Here is a 25,749-nt window from a genome sequence, read left to right on the forward strand (position 1 = left end):
TGTATATATATGAGCATGCTGTAGCCTTGCTGCTGTACAACAGCACCCGTTTGTTGAGGCTGCCTATGTAGGATACTTCCGGAGGGCAGCCCCGGCGTATTTACACCATTTGCAAACAGATAAAAGGATGAACGCAAAGTTTTTAAACCCTCGCATGGTTTTCACCTTTTTATACATTAGTTTTGCACCTTGAAATAACTCCATAACAATAGTTAGTTAATTTAACAAAGTCAAATGGCGAATATTGGCAGAATTACCCAGGTTATCGGTCCGGTGGTGGACGTTAGCTTCGTGGGTGACAACATTAAGCTACCAAATATCTTGGATGCCCTGCAAGTGACGAAAGAAAACGGCCAGGTAATTATACTGGAAGTGCAGAATCACCTGGGTGAGGACCGTGTGCGTACTATCGCGATGGACTCTACCGAAGGTCTTAGCCGTGGCATCGAAGTACTTGACCTGGGTTCTCCTATCAAGATGCCAACAGGTGAAGGCATTAGAGGTCGTCTCTTCAACGTAATCGGAGAAGCCATTGACGGTATTCCGCAGCCTGTGAGCACTGGTGGTTTGCCAATTCACAGACCTGCGCCTCGTTTCGAAGACCTTGCTACTTCTTCTGAAGTTCTTTTCACAGGTATCAAAGTAATCGACCTGATCGAGCCTTATGCAAAAGGAGGTAAAATTGGTTTGTTCGGTGGTGCCGGTGTAGGTAAGACAGTACTTATCCAGGAGCTGATTAACAACATCGCGAAAGCACACGGTGGTCTTTCTGTATTTGCCGGTGTGGGTGAGCGTACGCGTGAAGGAAATGACCTGTTGCGTGAAATGATTGAAGCCGGTATCGTGCGTTACGGTGCAAACTTCCTGGAGTCGCTGGAGCACGGCGGCTGGGACCTTTCAAAGGTGGATGCGGAAGAGTTGAAAGAGTCTAAAGCAACCTTCGTGTTCGGTCAGATGAACGAGCCTCCTGGGGCGCGTGCCCGTGTGGCGCTTTCTGGTTTGACTATGGCGGAGTACTACCGCGATGGTGAGCCTGGTTCAAGCGATGCCGGTCGTGATATCCTTTTCTTCGTTGATAACATCTTCCGCTTTACGCAGGCGGGTTCTGAGGTATCGGCCCTTCTTGGCCGTATGCCATCAGCGGTAGGTTACCAGCCAACACTGGCAACTGAAATGGGTGCCATGCAGGAGCGTATCACGTCTACTAAGCGTGGTTCTATTACGTCTGTACAGGCCGTTTACGTACCTGCGGATGACTTGACGGACCCGGCTCCGGCAACAACGTTTGCCCACCTGGATGCAACAACCGTACTTTCCCGTAAAATCTCTGAGCTTGGTATCTACCCTGCGGTAGACCCTCTGGATTCTACTTCCCGTATCCTGTCGCCAGACGTAGTTGGTGCTGAGCACTACAACACTGCGCAGCGTGTAAAAGAGATTCTGCAGCGTTATAAAGAACTTCAGGATATCATCGCCATCCTTGGTATGGACGAACTTTCTGAGGAAGACAAGCTGGTAGTACACCGTGCGCGTCGTGTGCAGCGTTTCCTGTCCCAGCCTTTCCACGTGGCAGAGCAGTTCACAGGTCTGAAAGGTGTGCTGGTTGATATCAAAGACACCATCAGAGGCTTCAACGAAATCATGGACGGTAAGCATGACCACCTTCCGGAGTCTGCTTTCAACCTGGTAGGTACCATCGAAGATGCGGTAGCTAAAGGTGAGAAAATGATGGCTGAAGCCAGATAATATAATTAGTTAAGAGTTAAAAGTTTAAAGTTATGGGTTGTCTTCAATTCTGGCTCTGAACTTTTAACTCTAAACTCTTAACTAACGAAGATGTATTTAGAGATAATCACGCCAGATAAAAAGGTGTTTGCCGGTGAGGTAGAAGCAGCTAAGTTTCCGGGAACCAACGGTTCTTTTGAGGTACTTGACCTGCACGCGCCGCTTATCAGCACACTCGACAGAGGCCAGGTTCGCATCACGACTGCTTCAGGACAAGAGTTCTTTACCGTAGACGGTGGTGTGGTGGAAGTGCTGAACAACCGTATTATTGTGCTCGCTGAGTCTGTGATAGCGTAGCTTAAGCCTTTTTAAGAAAAACAGCAGCTCCTTCTGTTCCTATGAGCAGAAGGCGCTGCTGTTTTATTGTTTATTGCTTTATCCTGTTACAGTTCATGAGGCTTTAGCTTGGCATCAGGCGACAGGAAATTCTCCGGTTTAAATTCTTCCAGTTCTTTCGCGGCTGCTACCTTGTTTGGCCAGTCTTTGTTTGCCAGGGCGCCTTTTCCGATGGTAATAATGTCTGCACCTCCGTCTTGCAACATCATTTCCGCCCTGTCAGGTGTATTGAGTCCGCCATTAACGATAACAGGTAAACTGCTGTATTTCTTAGCAAGTGCTGCTAAAGTTAGACCCGACTCTCCAAAAGCAGGCCGCAGCGCGTCATACTCTGTCACGTGTATAAAATCGGCACCGGCATCTGCCAACGCTGAGAAAATAATTTCCGCATCTTTTTCACCTCCGGCCCATTTGTGCGTGTAGTCGTTTACCTTGCTTTGCGAAATACGGATGCCCACTGGTACGTCAGCACCCACTGCCTCTTTTGTTTCTCTTACTATTTCGGCGGAAAGCCTCACCCGGTTCTGCACACTGCCCCCGTATGCGTCTGTACGCTGGTTCGTGTAGTCTGTCAGGAACTGGTCGAGGATATACCCGTTGGCCCCGTGGATTTCAATTCCATCAAAACCGGCAGCAACAGCGTTTTTGGCCGCCTGCACAAAACCCTCCTTTACTTCAGAAATGCCTTCAGAAGTCATTTCCAAAGGAGTTGGGTATTTGCCACTTCCGCCATAAAAGCCCAACTGCTCCCCTTTGGGCTGTACCGATGACGGCCCAATGTTAAAGTCTCTGAAGCGGTTGCCCTGGGAGAGTGCCCCGGCATGCATGAGTTGAGTAAATATTCTGGCTCCCTCCTGGTGCACTGCGTCTGTAATCTTCTTCCAGGCATCCACCTGCTCCTGGTTGGCAATACCCGGTTGGTCAAAGTACCCCTGGCTGTGGGCCTCGTCCGGGTAAGTGCCTTCTGTAATAATCAGCCCAAATCCGCCCTTCGCGTAATTACGGTAATAAGCCAGCATTTCATCTGTGGCAGTGCCGTCAGGGTTTGCGCTGGTGCGTGTCATAGGTGCGAGACCAAGCCTGTTTTTCAGCTCCAGTGATCTTATCCTGAATGAGGTAAATAAAGAAGAGTAGTTTGTCTGTTTGTTTTCTTGCATCTGTAATCAAATTATATATTCGTAAACCTTTACTTACGTGCTGTGCCATTATTAAGTATATTGCGGAGCACTAAATCAGAACCCTAAACGGCATTTAAAAGTGGCCACACACCCTAAAACCACCCCGATTTATCAGACCTCTGTCTTCACCTTTGAGGATCTGAACGCCTTAGAACAGTATTTTGAGCAGCCGGGGCAGAGTTATATGTACACGCGCTACAGCAACCCGAACTCTGATGAGCTGGCAGATCAGGTAAATAAGCTGGAAGGAGGTGAAGGCGCTATCGTGACCTCGTCAGGTATGTCGGCCATACTGGCAGCTGTGCTTGCAATGTGCAAGGCTGGTGACCACGTGCTTTGTGCCGAGGAAATTTATGGCGGCTCATCTGCCTTACTCACGAAGGAACTGACGCGCATCGGCATAGAAGTAACCTTGGTGCCCACTGACGACATGTACAAGCTGCAGCCATATATGCAGCCCAATACGCGCCTTATGCTCATTGAAACCATGAGCAACCCTTTACTGCAGGTCTTCGATATTGAGCGGCTGGCGCAGCAGACAAAACAGCACCAGATTAAATTAGTAGTGGATAACACGTTTGCCACGCCTATACTTACCAGGCCCCTATCTCTGGGAGCGGACATAGCACTCCATAGCGTAACAAAGTACCTGTCTGGGCACAGCGATGTAACGGCGGGCGTAGTGGTTTGTAAGCAGCCGGAGGATTTGCAGCGCGTAAAGCAGGTGATGATGGTGTACGGCCTGAACCTGAGCCCTTTTGAAAGCTGGCTGGCGGCACGTGGGTTGAAAACGCTGCGCCTGCGTATGCGGCAGCATTGCAGTAATGCCTTGGAACTGGCAAATTACCTGCAGGCGCATCCTAAAGTAGAGAAAGTGTGGTACCCCGGCTTGGAAGAACATCCGCATTTTGAACTGGCGAAAAAGCAGGGGCAGGAAATGTTTGGCGGCATGCTTAGCTTTCGGATTCGGGACGACAAGGAGGCAGTGAACCGCTTTATGCAGGCGCTGCGGCATATACCCTTTGCTCCTTCGCTGGCAGGAGTGGCTACTTCCATCTCTTACCCACTAGGTACCTCACACCGCTCACTCAGCCCTGTGCAACAAGAGAAAATGAACATCACGGCAGGTGTTATCCGCCTGTCAGTTGGTATAGAAGAACCGGGAGAAATAATTGCCGACATCGAGCAGGCATTACAGCAGGTGTAACGCAGGCTCTGGCACTCTCTTTAACAACAGAGGCTCCATCAGGAGCCTCTGTTGTTAAAGAGAGTGCTAAACGTACTCTAGAATTCGCTTCAGGTGCTTTACCACCTTATCTAATTCTTCTTCAGTGAGGCTGCTGCTGCTGGGCAGGCAGAGTCCTTTCTCAAACAAGGCGGCACTCAGGTTATTGCCGTAATAAGGGTACTGTAGAAAGAGGGGCTGCAGGTGCAGTGGCTTGTAAAGGGGCCTGGTCTCAATGTTTTCCTCTTCCAGCGCCAGCCTTACTTTTTCTGGATGATGGCTTTCCGGCAGCAGGAGTGTGGTGAGCCAGCGGTTAGAAAAGCAGGTTTTAGGCTCCTGCAGAAACTGCACGCCTTCTACATGCTGTAATTGATTTTTGTAATAAGTGAATATCTCGCGGCGCTGCTTCACACGTTTCTCCAGCATCTCTATCTGGCCACGGCCAATGCCTGCGCTAATGTTGCTGAGGCGGTAGTTATAGCCCATCTGCGAATGCTGGTAAAAAGGGGCAGCATCTCTTGCGTGTGTGGCTAGAAACAGGGCCTGCTCCGCCAGTTGCGGATCTTCTGTTACCAGTGCGCCGCCTCCTGAGGTGGTAATTATCTTATTGCCATCAAAAGAGAAGACCCCAATGCGGCCCACCGTACCTACCTGGTGGCCACTATAGCGGGAGCCAAGCGACTCTGCAGCATCCTCGACCACAGGTATACCAAACTCATCGGCTACGGCCATGATTTTACTTAGCCTGGCGGGCATGCCGTAAAGGTGTACTAACACAATGGCTGCCGGTCTGATACCTGCTTTCAAGCGGTCTATGATCGTCTCGCGCAGGGTGTCCGGGCACATATTCCAGGTTTTTTCTTCGCTCTCCACAAAAACTGGGGTAGCGCCCAGATACAGGATAGGGTTAGCTGAAGCAACAAAAGTAAATGTGGAGCAAATCACTTCATCACCGGCTTTCACTCCCAGCAACCTCAGGGCCAGGTGTAAGGCTGCTGTGCCCGTATTCAGGGCTACTGCATGGCGCACGTTGGTGTGCTGGCAGATATCGTGTTCAAAACCGGGGAGGTTCGGCCCCACAGTGGTGACCCAGTTGTCCTCCAACGCTTTCTGCACATAGTTCTTCTCATGCCCGCCCATGTGCGGCACTGAAAGAAAAATTCGTCCTGGCCTGTAGTTCATGTTGCTAAAAAATCTGTGCTGGAATTCCGACAGGCGTTAGCCCAACGGTATTTTGTGGAACGGCATTTCCCTGATTTGGGTGCCTCGTTGTCTGCTTTGCAGAGGTTTGTTCTAATGAAGCTACAACAATTTTTTCAGCTGCTGACTGCACGGGTGCAAAATATTCTTGAATCAGCTGCTCAGATCTTGAAATTTGTATCAATTTATGTTGATAACCAGTACAATCCTCAGGCTGCTCAATATACAATATTCACTTTTACCGTAATAGTCTGAGCCCATACAAAATTTAGAAAGGAGAAGGGCTACAGCAGCTGTTTCCTCACAATTTTATAGATTGCATCATTAATAAGCACAAGTACTCTCTATGCTCGACTTTCCGAACGCAAAACTGAACCTTGGTTTGTACATTACTGAAAAGCGCCCCGATGGTTTTCATAACCTGCAGTCGTGCTTTTACCCGGTGAAGTGGACAGATGCCCTGGAGATTTTGCCGGCACCGGAAATGCGTTTTGATATGACTGGGCTTCCGGTGCCAGGCGACCCGGAAACGAACCTGTGCCTGAAGGCTTACAAGCTGCTACAGCAGGACCATGAGCTGCCGCCTGTGCACATGCACCTGCACAAGGTAATTCCAATGGGAGCAGGCCTGGGCGGTGGATCAGCCGATGCAGCCTTTACGCTGCGCATCCTCAATAAACTTTTCGGGCTGAACCTGACGGCAGAGGCGCTGGAAAACTATGCCCGCCAGCTGGGCAGCGACTGCGCTTTCTTTGTGCGCAACAAACCTGTTATTGCTGTTGAACGTGGAGATGTATTTGAGCCGGTTGTGCTGGACCTGAGTGGCTATACGTGCGTAATCGTGTACCCTAACCTACACATTACAACCGCGGAAGCCTATGGAAGCATTACGCCCAAAGAGCCGACCTGCACAATGGACTTGCTGCTGAAGCAGGATGTGAGGGTATGGAAAGATGTGCTGGTGAACGATTTTGAAGCCGCCCTTTTTCCTAAATACCCGGAACTGCCCCAGGTAAAGGAGAAATTATACGCCGCAGGAGCAGCCTATGCCTCGATGACGGGTTCGGGCGCTGCCGTATACGGACTGTTTGAAGGCGAAGTGCCAGGTGACTTACTCTTTCCCAACCACTACCTTGTCTGGCAGGGTTTGCTTTAATTTTTTTCTGCGCTCTGTGTAAGCATCTAAAACAGGATAGATGAAAACACTCATCAGGATAATAGCCGCACCATAGTAAAAGCCTGCTGACATCTTTTCCCCTTCTTTAAATATAAACCAAGCCAGCACAATACCATACACAGGCTCCAGGTTCACTGTCAGGTTCATGGAATAAGCAGAGATGCGCTGCATCAGGCGCACACCTGCCGTATAGGCATACACTGTACAAGCCAGCGAAAGCACCAGTAGGTATACCCAATCCATAGCCGATAGGGTAAAGTTCAGCGTGCCGCCCTCGGCAAATAGCTCTGTATAAACCGGGAAAAACAGCACTGTTCCCAGGCAGGCGCCAGCCATCTCATAACACGTAATGGTGGTAGAGGGTATTTTCTTCACCAGTTTTGCATTGATGATGGTAAAGACAGAAGCCAGCAGAGCGGAGCCTACTGCCATACTGATACCCACGATGCTGTTGAACTCCGTTTCGTGCTGAAAAATAATGTAGAGCCCCAGAATGATGAGCAGGGCGAGTAGAATCTCATGCGGTTTTACCTTTGTTTTAGAGAACAGTGGCTCCAGAAAAGCAGTCCAGAGGCTGCAGGTGGCCATGCCTACGAGGCAGATAGAGACCGATGCTACCCGTGCCGCCGCAAAGAAAAGTATCCAGTGCGCAGCAATCAGAAATCCAACACCTACAATCTTGAGGACATTCAGGCGGCCCAGCCAGAACGCAGTGCGACGTTTGTAAATAATCAGGCCTAAAGCCACAGCTGTAATAAAGGTGCGCAGGGCTACCAACTCCACGGCAGGTATACTGATGAGTTTACCGAGTATGGCGGTGAACCCCCATAGCAGGATAACAAAGTGGAGCTCCAGAAAATCTTTTAAACGAGGCATGCTAACGCGGAACGTAACGGTACAGTAAGAAGCCTACGCCTGTAAAAATGAGCGTAGGAATCCAGGCGGCAATCTGAGGGGCAATATCGCCGACCTGTGCCAGACTCCGGCTGGCGATTACGAAGATGATGAACACGAACGCCAGGAAGAAGCCCAGCGCTATCTGAAAACCTACGCCCCCGCGCGCTTTTCGCGCGCTCACAATCACACCAATCACGGTTAATATGATGATGGCAAAAGGATAGCTGAAACGCTCATACTTCTCAATGAGGTATATCTCGATGTCGTCGGCCCCACGGTCTCTTTTTTCGTTGATGAACTCGTTCAGCCGTGTCAGGGTCATGGTCTGCTCCAACTTATAAGTGCTCTCAAAGTCTTTGGGCCACATGTTCAGGGTGGTGTCCAGAGAGGAGCCCTTGGTGAGGGTTTCTTCCTCCCCGTTAAAAGTACGCAGGGTGTAATTGTCTATATGCCACTTCTCTTTTTCAGCATTCCAGGAGATGCTGTTGGAGGTAAGCTTTTGCTTGAGCGTGGTACCTTCAATATTCTCTATGGCAAAGTTATAGCCAACGTTTGCAATGTTATTATAGCTCTCCATGTACACATAGGTCTCAGGGGCTATTTTGATATGGATATTCCGGCTGTCGTAAGTAAAGGGACTCTTAATATACTTTATCTGAAAAGCCACGCTCTCCTGGTTAGCCTTTGGAATAACCCAGCCAATCAGCACAAAGATAACGGCTGCAATAAGGGAGGCGCCTATCAGGTAAGGGACCAGCATTCTTCTGAAGCTCACGCCACTGCTCAGGATAGCCACAATCTCGGTGTGTGATGCCAGTTTTGCTGTTACGAAAACAGTGGCAATGAATACCGTAATCGGGCTGAGCATGTTCGCGTAGAACGGAATCAGGTTCAGGTAATAGTCAAAGATGATTTCGCCAACACTGGGGTTGGTTTTGATAAAGTCGTCGTTCTTCTCAGTGAAGTCGATGACCAGAATAACCACCACCAAAATCAGAACCGTGAACACATAGGTGGTTAGGAACTTCTTTAATATATATTTATCGAGGAGCTTCACTTAAATAAGTTAGAAAGTTTGGGAGTTAGAAAGTTAGAAGGTTGCAGATAAGAGATCTTTAACTTTCTAGCTCTCTTATTTTGAACTCATCACAATCTTGTCATTAGTTTCTTTACAGTTAAATCTTTCCAGTCACGGAAAGTTCCGTTCAGTATTTGCTGGCGTGCCTGTTTTACAAGCCAGAGGTAGAAGGTAAGGTTATGAACGCTTGATATTTGTGCACCCAGCATCTCATTGGCGCGTACAAGGTGGCGCAGGTAAGCCTTGCTGTAAAAGGTGCTGGCATAGCCACCCAGTTCGGCATCAATCGGGGAGTGGTCGTTCGCCCAACGCTCGTTCCGGATGTTTACGATGCCCTGCGTAGTAAAGAGCATGCCATTGCGTGCATTGCGGGTCGGCAATACGCAGTCGAACATATCCACGCCCAATGCAATGTTTTCCAGGATATTGGCCGGCGTACCCACACCCATCAGGTAACGGGGCTTGTCTGCTGGTAGTATGTCGCAAACCAGTTCGGTCATCTCGTACATCATTTCGGCTGGTTCCCCCACAGACAAGCCTCCGATGGCGTTCCCCTCGCGCCCGAAGCTGGCGATAGTCTCTGCCGATCTTACCCGCAGGTCTTTGTAGGTGCTGCCCTGTACAATCGGGAAGAGCGTTTGCGAGTATCCGTACTTCGGCTCTGTGCTGTCGAAGCGGTCTACGCAGCGCTGCAGCCAGCGGTGGGTGCGCTCCATGGAATTTTTAGCGTAAGTATAGTCGCAAGGGTAGGGGGTGCACTCGTCAAAGGCCATGACAATATCAGCACCAATGGTACGCTGTGTGTCCATGACATTCTCCGGGGTAAAATCCAGGGGAGAACCGTCAATATGCGACCTGAATTTTACGCCTTCCTCCTTAATTTTTCGGGTGCCGGCCAGGGAGAATACCTGGTAGCCCCCGCTGTCGGTCAGAATGGGGCGGTCCCAGCCGTTGAATTTGTGCAGGCCACCTGCCTGCTCTAACACGTTTAAGCCTGGGCGCAGGTATAAGTGGTAGGTGTTGCCAAGAATAATCTCCGCTTTCACATCCTCTTTTAACTCGCGCTGGTGTACTGCTTTTACAGTACCGGCAGTGCCCACAGGCATAAAAATGGGTGTTTCAATGGCGCCGTGATCGGTTTGCACTACGCCGGCGCGGGCTTTGGATTGTGCGTCTTTTGCTACAAGTTTAAATTGCATGATATAAGTATTGCCGGTGCCAATGCTATCAAAAAAGACACCAATTGTACCAGCTCTGCCGCAAGGGCTTCTGATTCTATAGGTTCTGAAAAAATATAACCTGCAAAGATACAAACTGCCGTGGCACAAACCATAAACATTATATAAATCCTGGGGTGCTTCGGAAATGCCTGTAGTTTGACTAATTTTGAAAGCAAAGCTGTTGTATGGTTTTGTATCGGAAGCCGGCCACACAGCATGTTGAAAAATGAATAAACAACAAATAATTTGATTATAACTGTACTCTTGGTGCTGCTGGCTTTGTGTGTGCTGGTGCAGCTTTATTTCTCTTTATTTTATTTTCTACCCCTTACAAAGTACAAGGATCCCGAAACTGGTGCCGTGTGGCGGCCGGTATCGGTGGTGGTGGCGGCCCATGATGAATTGGAGAACCTGCTGGAGTTGTTACCTATGCTGCTGGACCAGGAATACCCGGAGTTTGAAATAATTGTGGTAAACGACCGTTCTGAAGATGAGACAGAGTTTTACCTGCATGATTTGGAAAGGCAGTTTCCACACCTTCGGGTAGTATCTGTAAAGAAGACCCCGGAGTATCTGAATCCAAAAAAATATGCGCTGGCGCTGGGTATAAGAGCAGCAAAATACGAACACCTGCTGCTGACTGATGCAGACTGCCGGCCACAGAGCAAAAATTGGATAGAAAAAATGCAAAGTGGGTATGTAACTGGCTCTGAAGTGGTATTAGGCTACTCTCCATATGTACAATTACAAGGATTTTTAAATCACTTGGTGCGATATGAAACCTTGCTGACCGGAATTCAGTATTTGTCTCATGCAAACAAGGGTAACGCATATATGGGCGTTGGCCGAAACTTATCTTACACCAAAGGGTGTTTCTTTAAAAACAAAGGGTTTGCATCGCATATCAAAACTATAGGCGGCGACGACGACCTTTTTGTCAGGGATGCTGCCAACAATAGTAACATTAGCATTGTTATCGATAAGGAAGGACAGACGGTCAGCATTCCTAAAAAAACGTTTCGGGAATGGATAGTTCAGAAACGAAGACATATGTCTGTAGGCGGACGATACAAGGCAGGTGATAGAAGAAGAATCGGAATTTTTGTAGTTTCTAATATACTTTTTTACATAATTTCCATTGTTATTCTTGTTCTAAATAGTCATTTGGCTATCTTAGGTGCTCTTGTAGGCGTGCGGTACCTGTCGGTTTTCCCGGTGTACGTGCTGGCTGCCCGCAGACTCAATGACACGATATCCTTGCCAATGCTACCTTTACTCGATGTAGTTTATTTTATGAACTACTTGTTCCTTGGGATATCTGTAATACTGTATAAAAAATTCAGATGGAAGTAAACAAACAATTCTCTGCGAAAGCAAAGCACGACTTCAAATTAATTCAGGCCGCAGTTGAGGAGAACGATGAAAAAGCGTATGCCGAACTGATGAGCATCTATAAAAAGCCTGTATACCACGTGGTGCTGAAGATGGTGCGCAACGCTGACGATGCAGAGGACTTAACGATAGAAGCTTTTGCAAAGGCTTTCCGTAACCTGCACAAGTTTAATCCGGAGTATGCCTTCAGTACCTGGCTTTTCCGGATCGCCACTAACAACTGCATCGACTTTATTCGTAAGAACCGGATTAAAACCATGTCGATTGATTCTGCCATCAAGATCGATAATGGCGATGAAATCACAATCGACTTCAAAGACAAGAATTTAAATCCGCAGGAAGAGGCAATCAAAAATCAGAAGATTGAGATTATGCAGTACGTGGTGGCAAAACTGCCAGACAAGTACCAGCGACTGGTGACACTGCGTTACTTCAATGAGTTGAGCTACGAGGAAATTGCGACAGAGCTGAACGCACCGCTTGGTACTGTAAAAGCACAGTTGCACCGCGCCCGTGAGTTGCTCTATGACATGGTGAAGAACAAAAAGCACCTCATTTAAAAAAGAAATTAAATTAAGGTTGATAATTGATTACGTTCAAAGCCCCTGGTGCCTGAGTGCAGCAGGGGCTTTATACATTTTTCGCGACACCCGTTTTATTTCATACTTTTGCGATGGCTGCTGTGGCTACACGCAGGCTTAAAAGAAATGCAGTTTATACCAGGTGAACTTATGCTTTCCTTTATTGGCAGGGCCTATTTATATTTCCGTTTCAGAGATGAACAGAAGGTGAAGCAGGAACTTGCCAGGAAGTACGAAGGGCAGTACCGGAATGCGGGAGTTGTGCTCCTGGCTGATATCTTTATGGCTTTAGCCGTAGTGGCTGTGGTAAGCTTGCTTGCCGCTGTGTTGTACTTCCTGTTTGCCTGAAGTCCCATTTATCATCTAAACTCATTATTCAGAAAAATGCCTCATTCTACCGCCATCCGCACCTTATTATCAGGTTACTTCCCGGAGCTTACTGAAGACCAACTGCTAAAGTATGAGCAGATGGGGGAGCTCTACGCCGAGTGGAATCAGAAAATTAATGTTATCTCACGGAAGGATATGGAACAGTTAGGCGTGCACCACATTCTGCATTCTTTGGGCATTGCAAAGGTAGTGGCTTTTCCGGAGCATACGTCGGTGCTGGATGTGGGCACCGGTGGGGGATTGCCGGGCCTTCCGCTGGCGGTGATGTTCCCGGAGGTAAAGTTCCACCTCGTGGATTCTATCGGCAAAAAAATACACGTGGTGCAGGAGATAGCACGTGAACTGCACCTGCAGAACGTGACAGCCGCGCACGTGCGGGCGGAGCAGGTACGGGAGAAGTTTGATTTTGTGGTAAGTCGCGCTGTTACCCGCCTGGCTAACTTCTACCCCTGGATTGCCAACAGCTTCAAAAAAACAGACCTTCCTGTAAAAGGGCTCTATTACTTAAAAGGCGGAGACCTGGCCGAAGAAATTGCAGAATCCGGCCTTATCACCCAGGTATACGACCTGAAAGACTACTTTAACGAGGAGTTCTTTGAAACAAAAAAGGTAGTGTACGTACCGTTTAAGTAACAAGGGGTAAGGATGTTCCCGAAGGTGAGCCTGAGTGGCTAAACGCCTTTATCATCGGGCAACGCTACATCCATACTTCTTTTACTCCTGATCCCCCAATAGAAACTGAATGGCTCTTGCCTCTGAGTAATACAGGTCTTTCCTGAAGTCTTCGGCGAAGCCTACATGGCCGCCTTGCTCAGGCATCTCCAGGTAAAAAATTGGATTCTTATTTGCCTCCTGCACCGGATAGCATTCTTTGGAGAGGAATGGATCGTTCTGAGCATTCACCAGCAACGTCTTAACTCTGATGTGTGGGATAAACTGCTTTGAGCTGACGCGGGCGTAGTAGTCTTCGGCATCCTTGAAACCATGCAGCGGAGCCGTATACCTGTCGTCAAACTCAGGAAAGGTCCAGAGTACATTGTAGTCAGACAGGTCTATCTCCTGGCCATACAGTTTCTGCTTTTGCTCCAGCTTAATCTTCAGAGACTTCATAAAACGCCTTGTGTAGATCTTCGATATTCTTTGGGCTGAACCCTTCAGATCCACCGGAGTTGAGAAAACGGCTGCACGCTTTACCTGGGCTGGTACATGTTCAGGAGTTTCGCCTAGGTACTTTAAGGTGATATTGCCGCCTGCACTAAAACCTGTCAGGTAAACCTTGTTGTAGTTGTGGTGTTGCAGGGCATGCCGCAGTACAAAGTCCAGGTCATCGGAAGCTCCCAGGTGGTAGGAGCGGAGGAGCTTATTTGGCTCGCCACTGCAGCTACGGTAGTTCCAGGCCATGGCATCTACTCCGCGTGCATTAAAGGCTTTCACCATGCCTGTAATGTAAGGCCTGGCGGTATCTCCTTCCAGCCCATGCGACAGAAGGAGCAATGAGTCAGAGCCAACCCTGGACCAGTCCACATCAATAAAATCCTCATCAGGTGTAACAAGGCGCTCCCGCTGGTACTGCACGCCCTCTACCTGCCTGAAAAGGCTGGGCACAATAGTTTGCAGGTGGCCGTTAAAGAGGTAAAAAGGGGCTTTGTGTTCAGATGGAATAACCGGCATAATAAGTAAGAGTGAAATAAGCTTGTCAGCTTCTAAAGCACAAAACGTGCTACACTTTAAGAGGTGTGCTCCTAAACCAATATTCTTTTTTCCTGCGTAAGTAAACGAAGGGAACAACAAATAAACAAAATGAAAACAACATCAATATACAGAACAGCAGTTTTTGCAGGCATACTCAGTGCCTTCATGTTTGCCTGTAGCCAGGAAACAAACCGTGATGTGAACGAAGAAATAAACGAGGCGCAGATGGAAGCCCCCGACAGGTCGGCAGAAGTTAACTATGACGCAGGTAACCGAGACATAGAGGAGTTCGAGGCTTGGGTACAGGATAAAAGCAGCCGTGCCGAAACAGCTACAAAAGAGGAGTGGGCTGAAACAAGAGCTGAGTTCCGCCGCCGTGAGGCAGAAATGGAGGCAAAGAGCGCCAACTGGGATGATAAAGCAAAACGCGAATGGGAGAAACTGAAAGCCGATTGGAATGAAGTGGAAAACAAGGCCCGGCAACGGCTGGGGGAAATTGAGGACATAGACGTGAATGTTGACGTGGAGCGCCGGAATAATTAAAGTAAGACTTCTAAAACACAATGGGGAAGAGAGCGGGGTTTTGCTATCTTTGTGCGTCGCCGGGATGAAAGAATAATTTTAACAACTGACTTTGGAAATTATGTGTAAAGGTTATACCTTTGCAAACTCATTCTAAGAACAGAATCAAAAGAATTAATTACATAAAATAATATGGCTAATCACAAGTCGGCATTAAAGAGAATCAGAGCGAACAACGCTAAACGTCTTCGTAACAGATATCAAGCGAAAACTACTCGTACTTTCATCAAGAAATTAGAGAGAACAACTGATCAGGCAGAGGCGCAAGAGCTTTACAAGACAGTTTCTTCTATGCTTGACCGTCTGGCTAAGAAAAACATCATCCACAAAAACAAAGCTGCCAACAATAAGTCAAGACTGGCTAAATTTGTAAACGGCCTGGCCGCAGCTTAATTTTTTGCTGGAAAAGCACCTTAAAAGCCTTACGCTAGCCGTGTAAGGCTTTTTGTATTTAGTATCACTGTATTTTTGTTGTACAGTTTGATAGATTGGAGGCCGCGGCTCTGCCACGTTTGTCATTCAGTAGCAGTTATAGAAACCACTTTGCCAGGCTATCAAAAGAAAGGCCCCTGCAGATGCATCTGCAGGGGCCTTTCTTTTAAGGGATGTTCAAAGCTTATGCGATGCTAAGCTTAATCATGTTAGTACGTTTCTGCTCATTTATTGGCATGCTGGCCGTGTTGATGAACACATCACCCTTCTTAAGGAAACCTTCTGCCAACAGCGTGTCCTTGATATCGTTGATGGTAGCGTCAGTCGACTCAAACTTGTTGTAATGGAAGCCACGCAGCCCCCATACAAGGTTAAGTGTTGTGAGTAGCTTTTCGTTTTCCGTGAAGATGAAGATATCAGCCTTTGGACGGTACTTCGCCAGCTGGAAAGCGGTGTAGCCAGACTTGGTCATACCAATTACGGCACGTGCGTTTGTGTCGCGGGCAAGGCTGCAGGCGTTAGCTACAATGCTGTCGTTGCAGAACGAGTCAGAGTCAGGGTTAAGCCTATACGTTTTGTTAAAGATGCTGGTGGCGTTGGCCTCTACAGTTTTGATGGTAAGGCTCATGCTGCGGATAGTCTCGATAGGGTAAGCACCAACTGCTGTTTCAGCACTTAGCATTACCGTATCAGCTCCGTCAATTACAGCGTTCGCTACGTCATTTGTCTCGGCGCGTGTCGGTCTTGGGTTTGTGATCATGCTCTCCATCATCTGGGTGGCTACAATCACAGGCTTGCCTGCTCTGTTGCACTTCTCCACCAGCATTTTCTGGATCATTGGCACTTTCTCCATACCCACTTCCACGCCAAGGTCACCACGAGCCACCATGATAGCATCTGTCGCCTCGATGATTTCATCTATGTTTTCGATTGCCTCAGGCTTCTCGATTTTAGCAATAACACGGGTGCCTTTGTTACGCTCCTTGATCAGGCGCTTGATCTCGTGAATGTCCTCTGCTCTGCGTACAAAAGAAAGGGCTACCCACTCCACATCGTTGTCTAAACCAAAGTGCAGGTCTTCCACATCTTTCTCTGTCATGGACGGGGCCGACACTTTAGAGTCTGGCAGGTTGATTCCCTTACGTGGTTTTACAGTGCCGCCGTAAATAACCTCTGCCTCCACTTCCATTTCGTGATCCGTGCTGATAACCTTCACCTCCAGCTTACCGTCATCCAGGAGGATGGCGTCACCTGGTTTCACGTCTTTGGCCAACCCTTCATAAATAGTAGAAAGCCTGCCTTCTGTAGTAAGAGAGCCGTCGCATACAAGTTTAATCCGCTGGCCTTCTCTTATTTCTATAGCTCCGTTCTCTACATCACCCAAGCGAATCTTTGGCCCCTGAAGGTCCTGCACCAGGCAGATGTTCCTGTTGTGCTTCTTATTTAGATTGCGTACATGATCAATTACTTTCTGGTGCTCTGAATAGGCGCCATGTGAGAAGTTAAGGCGGAAAGCGTTTACGCCTGCATCAACCAAAGCCAGAAGGCGATCAGGTGTATTACTTGCAGGGCCAACAGTAGCCAGGATTTTTGTTTTGTTGAAGGATAATTCCATACTTAGAATATCAGGTTATCTTTTAGTTTAAGTGTAAGTGGGTCAAATTGTTTTACGTATTGTACCAGCGGAATACGAAGAAGCTTCTGTATAAACTCCTGCGGGTACAACTGCTGCAGCGGACCATTTATCTGCAGCACGTAATCATACTCTTTTATTTCTGGCAGCAAGTACGGCTTCTTAGCTGGGGCGGCACCTACTGCTCTGTTCTTAAGAAGGCGTATTATACTATAGTCGGTAAGATACTCATAATTAGAGATAATTATGCGCTCCTGATCAACCAAGTCATAACAAAGGTCCTTCTGCTTTACCAGCCGGAAGCCAAGTAGTTTGTTAAGCGCCCAGGCCAGTTTGTACTCTTTTACTGTCGACACCAGGCCATATAAATCAAAGTCGTATTCATATGCTATGTCCAGATGAAGTGTCTTCATAAATTGTTCAGGGCCAAAAATAACAAGGGAACTTGGTAAAATGGCAATTGCGGGGCAAAACTTTTGCAAAACAGGGAATAGAGTAATTTTTTTTGACATTGTCTGCCTAATTACATTTCTTTGCACAGTGTTTTAATTAACTATAAGAAAAATGTCAGAAATCGCAGAAAAAGTAAAGGCTATCATTATCGATAAGCTTGGTGTGGAAGAGTCAGAGGTTACACCGGAGGCTAGCTTCACGAATGACCTTGGTGCTGATTCATTAGATACTGTTGAGCTTATCATGGAATTCGAAAAAGAATTCAACGTATCTATTCCAGATGATCAGGCTGAAAATATCGCTACTGTAGGCCAGGCTGTAAGCTACCTGGAGGAGCACGCGAAGTAATTTTCCCCCCTTTTTATTATTATCCCTATCAGAACAAATTTTCTACTATCTATCCTCTACTAGTAGCTTATGGAGCTTAAGAGAGTTGTAGTTACTGGGTTAGGCGCACTCACGCCACTTGGAAACACAGTTTCAGAATACTGGAACGGTTTAGTAAATGGCGTGAGTGGTGCTGCCCCTATCACGCGCTTTGATGCGAGTAAGTTTAAAACACAGTTTGCCTGTGAAGTAAAAGGATACGAGCCCGAGAACTACTTCGACCGTAAAGAGGCCCGTAAAATGGACCTTTTTTCTCAGTTTGCCATGGTTGTGGCCGATGAGGCTGTAAAAGACGCCCGATTGGTGGAGGATAAGGTGGATCTCGATCGCATTGGTGTTATCTGGGGTTCCGGCATTGGTGGTCTGCGAACATTCCAGGAGGAGTGCGTGAACTTTGCCAATGGCGACGGTACTCCACGTTTCAATCCTTTCTTCATCCCGAAGATGATTGCCGATATCAGCGCAGGCCATATCTCTATTAAGCACGGCTTCCGAGGTCCTAATTTTGTAACTGTATCTGCTTGTGCATCTGCCACAAACGCCCTGATCGATTCCTATAACTATATCCGTTTGGGTATGGCGGATGTAATCGTGTCCGGTGGTTCTGAGGCTGCTGTAACGGAGGCAGGTATAGGTGGTTTTAACGCTTTGAAAGCCCTTTCAGAGCGTAATGACTCTCCAGAAACAGCTTCCAGGCCTTTTGATGCAGACCGTGATGGTTTTGTATTGGGAGAAGGTGCAGGAGCCATTATTCTGGAGGAGTATGAGCATGCCAAGGCGCGTGGCGCTAAAATCTACGCCGAAATTATCGGTGGTGCTATGTCGGCTGATGCCTACCATATCACAGCTCCACACCCTGATGGACATGGCGCTTACTCTGTGATGAAGAATGTGCTGCAGCAGTCTGGTATCAAACCAGAAGAGGTAGACTATATCAACGTGCACGGTACATCTACCCCGCTTGGCGATATTAGTGAAGTGAAAGCGATAAAGCAGGTATTCGGCGACCACGCCTATAACCTGAATATCAGTTCCACAAAGTCCATGACGGGGCATTTACTGGGGGCTGCCGGTGCCATAGAGGCCATTGCTTCTATCCTGGCTATCCAGCACAATGTGGTACCGCCAACTATCAACCACTTCACTGACGACGAAAACCTTGATAATCGTCTGAACCTGACCTTTAACAAGGCACAGGAGCGCGAAGTGAACGTTGCCCTGAGCAATACGTTCGGCTTTGGTGGTCATAACACTTCTGTTTTATTCCGTCAACTGAAGGATTAGTGTGTGTTTGGGCCTATAAAACCAGTTCGGCGCGTATACCATAGGTTATTTAATAAAGACAGGGTATTTGTACGCGCCATTGCTGGGGTTATTGGCAGCACACCTGATAACATCAGACTGTACAAACTTGCCCTCACGCATACCTCTTTTGCTCGCCAGACTTCGGCGGGCAAACACGAGACAAATGAACGTCTTGAGTTTTTAGGTGATGCGGTGCTAGGCGCTGTTGTAGCAGAGCATCTTTTTAAAAAATTCCCCTACGAAGACGAAGGTTTCCTGACCGAAATCCGTTCGCGCATTGTGAACAGGGAGTCGCTGAACCACATTGCCGTAAAGATTGGCTTGAACTTACTGGTAAAGGTAGACACCTCCAGCCATAGCAACCGCCATAAATCTGTGAACGGCAATGCCCTGGAGGCGCTGGTGGGTGCTATTTACCTTGATAAAGGATACGACAACACCCGCCGCTTTATTCTCTCCAAACTGCTGAAGCCGCACGTAGACCTGCATAGCCTCGTCACGACCACTGCCAACTTTAAGAGCAAACTCATTGAGTGGGCACAGAGCCAGAACAAGGACATTCGCTTTGAAATTGTCAAGCGGAAGCAGCAGGGCAACACCACCGAGTTCACCTCTGAAGTAACCATCGACGGCGAAGCTATTGCCGTGGGGGTAGGCCTGTCTAAGAAAAAAGCCGATCAGGCTGCTGCCGAAAAGGGCCTTGCTGCCCTGAAAATCTCCTGAGCTTAATTCTGAATAACTGAATTTTGAATGATTGAATAAGGGTGTCTAAGCTGCATTTCCTTATTCCTTTTTATTCAAGTTCTAAAAATTAACTTATTCAGTTATTCAATTATTCGAAATTGGATTCCTGCGCTTAACTTGCTTCCATAATGTTGCGTTAAACAACCTCATGGAAGAAACAAGATTAATGCTTGCCGCTGCCGCCCTTAACCAAACCCCTATGGATTGGGATGGCAATATGCAAAACATAAAGGACGCTATTGAAGAAGCGATTGCTAACAAAGCCCATATACTCCTCCTGCCAGAGCTTTGCATTACCGGTTATGGTTGCGAGGACATGTTCCTTAGCCCCTGGCTGTCGGAAGTAGCTTTTGAGAAGCTGTTACAGGTGAAGGAGTGGTGCGACAATATTACCGTAGCCGTTGGCCTGCCACTCTTCCTGGACAAGAAAGTGTATAACACTGCCTGTGTTATTAAAAATAAAGAGATAATAGGCATAACGGCCAAACAGTTTCTGGCTAACGATGGCGTGCATTACGAGCCGCGCTGGTTCACACCCTGGCCGGCTGACGTGGTGCAGGAATTCGAGCGCTTTGGGCAGACCTACCGTATTGGCGACATCATTTATGAAGAGCAGGGCGTAAAGTATGCCTTCGAAATATGTGAGGATGCCTGGCGGCCGAACAGACCTGCTGAGCGGCACATGCCCAAAGGTGTAGAGCTTATCCTGAACCCGAGCGCCAGCCACTTTGCCCTCAGCAAAACGGATGTGCGGCACCGGCTGGTGGTGGATGCCTCCAAAAGATACCAGTGCGCCTACGTGTATGCAAACCTGTTGGGCAATGAGGCCGGCCGTATGACCTACGACGGAGAGGTGCTGATTGCCCAAAACGGTAAACTCATCCGCAGGAACGAGCTGCTCTGCTTTAAAAATGTAGACATGGAGTGCGCAGAAGTGTGTTTCTCTGCGAACCCGGTAATAGAAGAGGTAATCGAGTACCTGCCCCCTATAGACGAAAATGAAGAGGTGATAGCCGCACTAAGCCTTGCGCTGTTCGACTATATGCGCAAAAGCCGTAGCCGTGGCTTTGTGCTGTCGTTGAGCGGTGGTGCCGACTCCTCTTTGTGCGCTGTGGCTGTTGCGGAAATGGTGCGGAAAGGAATCGAAAGCCTGGGGGTGGTGCTCTTTGCTGCCAAAACGCAGATGTTCCAGATGAAAGATGTTGCCTATTTTGAATCGTTGCCGCCGGAGCAGGCGCAAAGGGAGCTGGTAGGCCGGCTGCTGACCTGCGCTTACCAGGGCACCGTAAACTCATCTGACGACACCTACAACTCTGCCAAAGGACTTGCCGAGTCCATCGGCGCAAAGTTCTATAACTGGACAATAGACAATGAAGTGAGAGGCTACATATCTAAGATAGAAGATGTGCTGCAACGCCCTTTAACATGGGAACAGGATGACCTGACACTTCAGAACATACAGGCAAGAGTACGTGCCCCTGGTATCTGGATGCTGGCCAATATCAACAACGCCCTGCTTATGGCAACCTCAAACCGAAGCGAAGGTGCCGTGGGCTATGCTACCATGGATGGTGACACCGCCGGCGGTATTTCACCGATAGTAGGCATAGACAAAGCCTTTATCCGGCAGCTTTTGATCTGGATGCAGGAGAAGCTGGGATATGAAGGCCTGCAGTATGTGAACAAGCTGCAGCCAACTGCCGAGTTGCGGCCAGCAGAGCAGGCGCAGACAGATGAGAAAGACCTAATGCCTTATGAGGTGCTGAACCAGATTGAGCGCCTGGCTTTTCACGACCGCTTTGCGCCACATGAAGTATACAGCATCCTGCTGGAGCAGCAGGTGGCGGAACCTGAACTGCTAAAGGCATGGGTGAATAAGTTTTATAAGCTGTGGTCGAGGAACCAGTGGAAACGTGAGCGGTTTGCCCCGTCCTTCCACTTAGATGATTATAACCTTGACCCACGCAGCTGGCTTCGCTTCCCTATTCTAAGCGGCGGCTTCCAAAGCGAGCTTGCCAGAATCAACGAAGCTTAGCATTGAACATGATAAATTTAAATAAGCGGTCGCTACAGGTAAATGTAGCGACCGCTTATTTTTACCAGTCCCCGTACTTGCGCTTCAGGTGTTGGTTTGTGAGCACAATGCTGGGCATAAAAAACAAGAGCATAAAGCCTAGCGGCACCAGGAGGCTGGCCAACATGGGCAGCAACCAGTAGCAGGCCAAACTAATGAATACTGAGATAAAGCCGATGCCGAGGATAACCCTGGCATAATAGCGGTTGCCTTCGTGCCAGTTTTCTTCATTACGCATAGAGTAATGCGTGCGGAAGCCGTAAAACCAGTTCACGCGTTTGGGCGGCCACCGCTTTAGTATGTAGCCTATCAGAAGTACCAGCAGGCTGGGAAACAGGTGCAGGAAAAGCATTCGGTTTTATAAGTTTTCTGATTTAGTAACACGCACGGTGCCAGCCTTTCGTTTTTTCCGTCGCCGATTTATCGTAACTTTGGCAAGAACAGAATCACCCCTATGAGCATTTTCAATTACATTCCCTGGAATGTCGACCCCGAGATATTTAGCATTGGCCCCTTAAGCATCCGTTGGTACGGTTTACTTTTCGCCTTAGGTTTTGTGATAGGGCAGCGCATCCTTACGAAAATTTATGTAGCTGAAGGCCGCACGGAAGGCGATGTGGACGTCATCACCCTCTATATGATAATCGGAACAGTGGTGGGTGCCCGTTTAGGCCACACGCTGTTTTATGCCCCCGATTATTACCTGAGTAACCCAATCGAAATCCTGAAGATATGGGAAGGTGGTTTGGCCAGCCATGGGGCCACGATCGGTATCTTGTTTGCGCTTTGGCTGTTCAGTCGTCGCCAGAGGTTTGATTATATGTGGGTGCTGGATCGCATCGTGATTGTGGTGGCTTTGGGTGGAGCACTTATCCGCCTGGGCAACCTGATGAACTCCGAGATATTTGGCAGGCCTACAGATTTGCCGTGGGGCTTTATCTTCTACCGCAGCGCAGAATACTCCCAGGTGCCGCGCCATCCTACGCAGTTGTACGAGTCGCTGAGCGTGTTCCTGCTTTTTGTGGTGCTGTACTGGCTGTGGAACAAGTATAAGGCTGCACTACCGCGTGGCCTGCTGTTCGGCCTGTTCGTAACGTTCCTTTTCTCATTCCGGTTTCTGGTGGAGTTTCTGAAAGAAAACCAGGAAGCTTTTGAAGATGAAATGGCGCTGAACATGGGGCAAATTCTGAGTATACCGCTCATCCTGGTTGGCCTGTTTATCCTGTTTAAAGTATGGCAGAACCCAAAACCAGCATTGCCGGGAGGCAGATTAACTGACGATGTAAAAGCTGACACAAAGAAAGTAGGGTAATAATAAAACAAAGGGGCCCTTTCTCTGCTAGAGAAAGGGCCCCTTTGTTTTATTGCTGTTTTCTATAACGTGTAGCGGTACAGGTTACCACCCTCACTCGTTATAACCAAGGTGTTGTTTCCTTCGAAGGCAATGGCTTCTGTCTGCCCGGCCCCTTTAATGCCTATTTCATTATAGTCTCCTTCAAAAAAAGTGTCTGGCGAGCCAAAGTCCCGGAACAAGTGAATCTTTTCCTCACTTAGCAGCGCAACAGTGTTTCCGTCCGGGCTGATGTCGGCACCTGTTACCTCAGTATCTGTTTTATAGCTGCCTATCAGCCTGGCTTTATGATTGCCTGCCTGAGCAGGCAGCTTATATACTTTGGCGGTTTCACCCTGGCCTCTGTCTTTCGTGATAATGTACAGGTTATCGTTGTGCCAGAAAAGAGCCTCTGAATCAAAGTTACGCTCTTTCTTGGAGGGCGGAAATTCTTTCTGGTCTTCATAACTATAGCGTATAGCCTCTGCTTCCTGCGGGCTTTTCAGGTTTACTTTATACACTGCCAAATCACGGCGTCTGTTGTTATTGTTGCCAGTGTCTGCAATGTAAATGTTTCCGTCGTTGTCCTGCGCCAGGTCTTCCCAGTCCATATTTTTCAGGTTTAGTTTGATGGTCTCCACAAGCTTTCCCTGCTCATTCAGCTTGAAGAGGTAAGGTTTGTTCCCGGCGTCGTTGTGTGTCAGGTACAGTCCTTCCTGTTCGAGCACAGCAATACCTGAGCTTTCTTCCACCGCATTCGGTAAGCTAGCCAACTTTTGGAGAGCGGCGGATGTGTTTGGAGGTGCTTCAGCAGTGGTTGGTGTTTTAGACAGTGGCTCGCGTATAAAGAAGAACAACGCTGCCGCTACAGCCACAAAAACAGCTGCTACTTGTATCATAAGTTTCATTTTTTCTTTAGGATTGATAGGTAATGAACATCTATCTAACGAGAAGTGCCTGCCAGACGTTAACAAAAAAGGCTGAATATATTATGCGGGAACACCTTAACAGCCAGGACAACTGAAAGAGAGATGAAATGGAGATCAAAAAGATAAAGGAGACCTGCCTCTATGTCACAGATTTGCAGGCGAGCAAAGACTTTTACACGGGCAGGTTAGGATTAAAGCAAATCGGGGAAGTAAAAGACCGACACGTTTTCTTCCGGGCTGGCGCCTCCGTGCTTTTATGTTTTATAGCAGAAGCATCTGAAAAGGGAGGAAGTTTGCCGCCTCACCATGGATCCGGGCACCTCCACCTCGCTTTTGAAGTAGAGAAGGAGCAGTATAACTCCTGGAAGGAAAAAGTAGAAGGCGCTGGTATACTTATAGAGCAGGAATATGACTGGGGCGGAGGCTTCCTCTCATTTTACTTCCGCGACCCGGACCAGCACTTGTTAGAAGTAGTGATGGAAGGAATGTGGGAGAGGGGGAAATGATTGGGGAGTTCAGCCAAACTGCTCATTTACCTTTAAAAGAGTCTTCTGGTGTATGGTATGCCCGCCCCCGAAGGTGTACACCTGAGATATAATTCCCAGGTTTTCCATCAGTTGTCTCTTCTGCTCCAGTTTTTCGGGAGTGATGAATTCATCCTGCGTGCCATAAACAACAGCCACCGGTAAACTCTGAAAGGCAGCTTTGCCTGCTTCAAAATCAATGTCTTCTGGAAAAGAAGCAGCCCATAGTATAAGCCGCTGTACCGGTACCTGTGCAGTGGCTAGCCAGCGGCATACCGTAGCACCGCCCTGTGAAAAGCCCAGTACTGTAATCTGTACATCCTGCGGCAGTTGGCTAAGCTGTTCTTCTAACAGTAAGTTCAGGTAAGCTGCCTGGTCCTCAATCTCAGAAAGCCTGTCTTCCTTCGTCATCCAGGTAGCGCCAACACGCCCTGAGAAACCATCCAGGTAAAACCGCGACAAAGCTTCGGGGGCCACCACCAGCGTGTTGCCGTCGTCCAAGCTATTGAAGTGTCGCAGGAAAAACCGGCCTAGCTGACCGTACCCGTGGCACACAATCCAAAGGTGCCGAATGGCTCCGGAAGGAGTACCTAAGGTATAGTAGCGGGCAGTGCGTGGTACAGTGAGTTTATGTTCAGTCAAGGTGTTACGTGTATTTCAGAAGGTAATAGCAAAGAGCTTGATGTGTGACTTTTTAACCATCTTACTCTCTGACTTCAAAGGTTGTCTTTGGTAAACTGGAAGGGCAGCAAGTCTGCTACGCGCTGAAAACGGTAAAATTTGCCATCAGGTGCCTGCAGCAGCACCGGTATATCCTCCTGCTGCTTGTGTTCGTATTCTCCCATTACCTGGCGGCAGGCACCGCAGGGCATAGCCGGAAGAAAGGCTTTGTCGGCTCGGCGGCGGGCGGTTACAGCGAGCAGTTTAATCTTTTTGTTTGGATAGTGGGCACTCAAGGCGAAAAGGGCGGTCCGCTCGGCACAAAGCCCTGATGGATAAGCCGCGTTCTCCTGATTACTGCCCTTAAACAGGGTACCGTCTTCCAGCAGCAGGGCAGCTCCTACCAGAAAGTTGGAGTAAGGGGCATAGGCATCGTTGGCAGCTTCCTGCGCCATTTCTACGGCTTGCCGCTCCTGCTCACTCAGTTCTGCAGGATCCAGTACGTCTATACTAATATTTATATCAAATTTACTTGCCATTTCGTC

The 25,749-nt window shown here is 48.3% G+C and carries 28 protein-coding genes; 16 read left to right on the forward strand and 12 right to left on the reverse strand.

The genetic code is table 11. The features are described 5' to 3' along the window. Window positions 1–234 precede the first annotated feature (234 nt). Window positions 235–1,746, forward strand: a complete 1,512-nt coding sequence (atpD, locus tag ACYVB1_RS12240; protein WP_460923922.1) for a F0F1 ATP synthase subunit beta — start codon at window positions 235–237, stop codon at window positions 1,744–1,746. Window positions 1,747–1,836: 90 nt separating this feature from the next. Next, a complete protein-coding gene (gene atpC / locus ACYVB1_RS12245; protein ID WP_460923923.1) occupies window positions 1,837–2,082 on the forward strand; it encodes an ATP synthase F1 subunit epsilon in 246 nt (81 codons plus the stop codon). Between the two features lie 86 nt (window positions 2,083–2,168). Here the strand turns inward: atpC and ACYVB1_RS12250 are convergent, their stop codons facing one another. Then, window positions 2,169–3,278, reverse strand: a complete 1,110-nt coding sequence (locus tag ACYVB1_RS12250) for an oxidoreductase (protein ID WP_460923926.1) — start codon at window positions 3,276–3,278, stop codon at window positions 2,169–2,171. Between the two features lie 100 nt (window positions 3,279–3,378). Between ACYVB1_RS12250 and ACYVB1_RS12255 the strand changes: the two genes are divergently transcribed. Beyond that, window positions 3,379–4,506 (forward strand): trans-sulfuration enzyme family protein, encoded by a 1,128-nt coding sequence (locus ACYVB1_RS12255; protein ID WP_460923928.1) that lies wholly within the window; start codon window positions 3,379–3,381, stop codon window positions 4,504–4,506. Window positions 4,507–4,572: 66 nt separating this feature from the next. Here ACYVB1_RS12255 and ACYVB1_RS12260 read toward each other — a convergent pair whose 3' ends face one another. Continuing rightward, on the reverse strand, window positions 4,573–5,706 hold the full coding sequence (locus tag ACYVB1_RS12260) for a DegT/DnrJ/EryC1/StrS family aminotransferase (protein ID WP_460923929.1): 1,134 nt from the start codon (window positions 5,704–5,706) through the stop codon (window positions 4,573–4,575). Between the two features lie 364 nt (window positions 5,707–6,070). Between ACYVB1_RS12260 and ispE the strand changes: the two genes are divergently transcribed. Then, a complete protein-coding gene (ispE, locus tag ACYVB1_RS12265; RefSeq protein ID WP_460923931.1) occupies window positions 6,071–6,880 on the forward strand; it encodes a 4-(cytidine 5'-diphospho)-2-C-methyl-D-erythritol kinase in 810 nt (269 codons plus the stop codon). Here the strand turns inward: ispE and ACYVB1_RS12270 are convergent. From ACYVB1_RS12270 to tgt, 3 genes are all read right to left on the reverse strand, one after another. Then, window positions 6,836–7,777, reverse strand: coding sequence for a DMT family transporter (locus ACYVB1_RS12270; protein WP_460923933.1), 942 nt, complete (start codon window positions 7,775–7,777; stop codon window positions 6,836–6,838). The two genes, ispE and ACYVB1_RS12270, sit on opposite strands and share 45 nt — an antisense overlap. A 1-nt stretch (window position 7,778) precedes the next feature. Further along, on the reverse strand, window positions 7,779–8,855 hold the full coding sequence (locus tag ACYVB1_RS12275; RefSeq protein WP_460923934.1) for an LptF/LptG family permease: 1,077 nt from the start codon (window positions 8,853–8,855) through the stop codon (window positions 7,779–7,781). 89 nt (window positions 8,856–8,944) lie between these two features. Further along, the gene (gene tgt / locus ACYVB1_RS12280; RefSeq protein WP_460923936.1) at window positions 8,945–10,075 is read right to left on the reverse strand and encodes a tRNA guanosine(34) transglycosylase Tgt; all 1,131 of its coding nucleotides are present in this window, start codon (window positions 10,073–10,075) and stop codon (window positions 8,945–8,947) included. Between the two features lie 267 nt (window positions 10,076–10,342). Between tgt and ACYVB1_RS12285 the strand changes: the two genes are divergently transcribed. From ACYVB1_RS12285 to rsmG, 4 genes are all read left to right on the forward strand, one after another. Continuing rightward, window positions 10,343–11,449 (forward strand): glycosyltransferase, encoded by a 1,107-nt coding sequence (locus ACYVB1_RS12285; RefSeq protein WP_460923938.1) that lies wholly within the window; start codon window positions 10,343–10,345, stop codon window positions 11,447–11,449. Next, entirely contained in the window at window positions 11,440–12,048 is a 609-nt protein-coding gene (locus tag ACYVB1_RS12290) for an RNA polymerase sigma factor (protein ID WP_115567331.1), read from the forward strand. Before ACYVB1_RS12285 ends, ACYVB1_RS12290 begins: the two co-directional genes overlap by 10 nt. A 147-nt stretch (window positions 12,049–12,195) precedes the next feature. Then, entirely contained in the window at window positions 12,196–12,417 is a 222-nt protein-coding gene (locus ACYVB1_RS12295) for a hypothetical protein (RefSeq protein WP_460923939.1), read from the forward strand. Between the two features lie 36 nt (window positions 12,418–12,453). Beyond that, a complete protein-coding gene (rsmG, locus tag ACYVB1_RS12300) occupies window positions 12,454–13,092 on the forward strand; it encodes a 16S rRNA (guanine(527)-N(7))-methyltransferase RsmG (protein ID WP_460923941.1) in 639 nt (212 codons plus the stop codon). 81 nt (window positions 13,093–13,173) lie between these two features. Here rsmG and ACYVB1_RS12305 read toward each other — a convergent pair whose 3' ends face one another. After that, complete coding sequence (locus ACYVB1_RS12305; protein WP_460923942.1) at window positions 13,174–14,130, reverse strand: YheT family hydrolase; 957 nt, start codon at window positions 14,128–14,130, stop codon at window positions 13,174–13,176. Window positions 14,131–14,259: 129 nt separating this feature from the next. Between ACYVB1_RS12305 and ACYVB1_RS12310 the strand changes: the two genes are divergently transcribed. Both ACYVB1_RS12310 and rpsT read left to right on the forward strand, forming a co-directional pair. Further along, complete coding sequence (locus ACYVB1_RS12310) at window positions 14,260–14,694, forward strand: hypothetical protein (protein ID WP_460923944.1); 435 nt, start codon at window positions 14,260–14,262, stop codon at window positions 14,692–14,694. Between the two features lie 171 nt (window positions 14,695–14,865). After that, window positions 14,866–15,126, forward strand: coding sequence for a 30S ribosomal protein S20 (rpsT, locus tag ACYVB1_RS12315; RefSeq protein ID WP_460923946.1), 261 nt, complete (start codon window positions 14,866–14,868; stop codon window positions 15,124–15,126). 223 nt (window positions 15,127–15,349) lie between these two features. Here rpsT and pyk read toward each other — a convergent pair whose 3' ends face one another. Both pyk and ACYVB1_RS12325 read right to left on the reverse strand, forming a co-directional pair. Next, window positions 15,350–16,780, reverse strand: coding sequence for a pyruvate kinase (gene pyk / locus ACYVB1_RS12320; protein WP_460923948.1), 1,431 nt, complete (start codon window positions 16,778–16,780; stop codon window positions 15,350–15,352). Window positions 16,781–16,782: 2 nt separating this feature from the next. Beyond that, window positions 16,783–17,211 (reverse strand): IPExxxVDY family protein, encoded by a 429-nt coding sequence (locus ACYVB1_RS12325; protein ID WP_460923950.1) that lies wholly within the window; start codon window positions 17,209–17,211, stop codon window positions 16,783–16,785. Between the two features lie 151 nt (window positions 17,212–17,362). On the opposite strand from ACYVB1_RS12325, the gene ACYVB1_RS12330 reads away from it, so the two are divergent. From ACYVB1_RS12330 to nadE, 4 genes are all read left to right on the forward strand, one after another. Further along, window positions 17,363–17,599, forward strand: coding sequence for an acyl carrier protein (locus ACYVB1_RS12330; protein WP_018477241.1), 237 nt, complete (start codon window positions 17,363–17,365; stop codon window positions 17,597–17,599). A gap of 69 nt (window positions 17,600–17,668) precedes the next feature. After that, on the forward strand, window positions 17,669–18,922 hold the full coding sequence (fabF, locus tag ACYVB1_RS12335; protein WP_460923952.1) for a beta-ketoacyl-ACP synthase II: 1,254 nt from the start codon (window positions 17,669–17,671) through the stop codon (window positions 18,920–18,922). Window positions 18,923–18,925: 3 nt separating this feature from the next. After that, window positions 18,926–19,666 carry a ribonuclease III gene (gene rnc, locus ACYVB1_RS12340; protein WP_460923954.1) on the forward strand — a complete coding sequence of 247 codons (741 nt, stop codon included), beginning with the start codon at window positions 18,926–18,928 and terminating at the stop codon, window positions 19,664–19,666. A 169-nt stretch (window positions 19,667–19,835) separates the two neighbouring features. After that, window positions 19,836–21,722 (forward strand): NAD(+) synthase, encoded by a 1,887-nt coding sequence (gene nadE, locus ACYVB1_RS12345; RefSeq protein WP_460923956.1) that lies wholly within the window; start codon window positions 19,836–19,838, stop codon window positions 21,720–21,722. A gap of 61 nt (window positions 21,723–21,783) precedes the next feature. Here nadE and ACYVB1_RS12350 read toward each other — a convergent pair whose 3' ends face one another. Then, the gene (locus ACYVB1_RS12350; protein ID WP_460923958.1) at window positions 21,784–22,113 is read right to left on the reverse strand and encodes an SdpI family protein; all 330 of its coding nucleotides are present in this window, start codon (window positions 22,111–22,113) and stop codon (window positions 21,784–21,786) included. Window positions 22,114–22,215: 102 nt separating this feature from the next. Between ACYVB1_RS12350 and lgt the strand changes: the two genes are divergently transcribed. Then, window positions 22,216–23,073 carry a prolipoprotein diacylglyceryl transferase gene (lgt, locus tag ACYVB1_RS12355; RefSeq protein ID WP_460923959.1) on the forward strand — a complete coding sequence of 286 codons (858 nt, stop codon included), beginning with the start codon at window positions 22,216–22,218 and terminating at the stop codon, window positions 23,071–23,073. A 62-nt stretch (window positions 23,074–23,135) separates the two neighbouring features. Here the strand turns inward: lgt and ACYVB1_RS12360 are convergent, their stop codons facing one another. After that, window positions 23,136–23,990 carry a hypothetical protein gene (locus ACYVB1_RS12360; RefSeq protein WP_460923961.1) on the reverse strand — a complete coding sequence of 285 codons (855 nt, stop codon included), beginning with the start codon at window positions 23,988–23,990 and terminating at the stop codon, window positions 23,136–23,138. 137 nt (window positions 23,991–24,127) lie between these two features. Here ACYVB1_RS12360 and ACYVB1_RS12365 point away from each other — a divergent pair, with 137 nt between their 5' ends. Further along, window positions 24,128–24,526, forward strand: coding sequence for a VOC family protein (locus tag ACYVB1_RS12365; RefSeq protein WP_460923963.1), 399 nt, complete (start codon window positions 24,128–24,130; stop codon window positions 24,524–24,526). 9 nt (window positions 24,527–24,535) lie between these two features. Here the strand turns inward: ACYVB1_RS12365 and ACYVB1_RS12370 are convergent, their stop codons facing one another. Then, window positions 24,536–25,186 (reverse strand): alpha/beta hydrolase, encoded by a 651-nt coding sequence (locus tag ACYVB1_RS12370; RefSeq protein ID WP_460923965.1) that lies wholly within the window; start codon window positions 25,184–25,186, stop codon window positions 24,536–24,538. 74 nt (window positions 25,187–25,260) lie between these two features. Continuing rightward, the gene (gene cdd / locus ACYVB1_RS12375; protein ID WP_460923966.1) at window positions 25,261–25,743 is read right to left on the reverse strand and encodes a cytidine deaminase; all 483 of its coding nucleotides are present in this window, start codon (window positions 25,741–25,743) and stop codon (window positions 25,261–25,263) included. Between the last annotated feature and the right edge of the window lie 6 nt (window positions 25,744–25,749).

The sequence above is a fragment of the Pontibacter brevis genome (assembly GCF_054779655.1).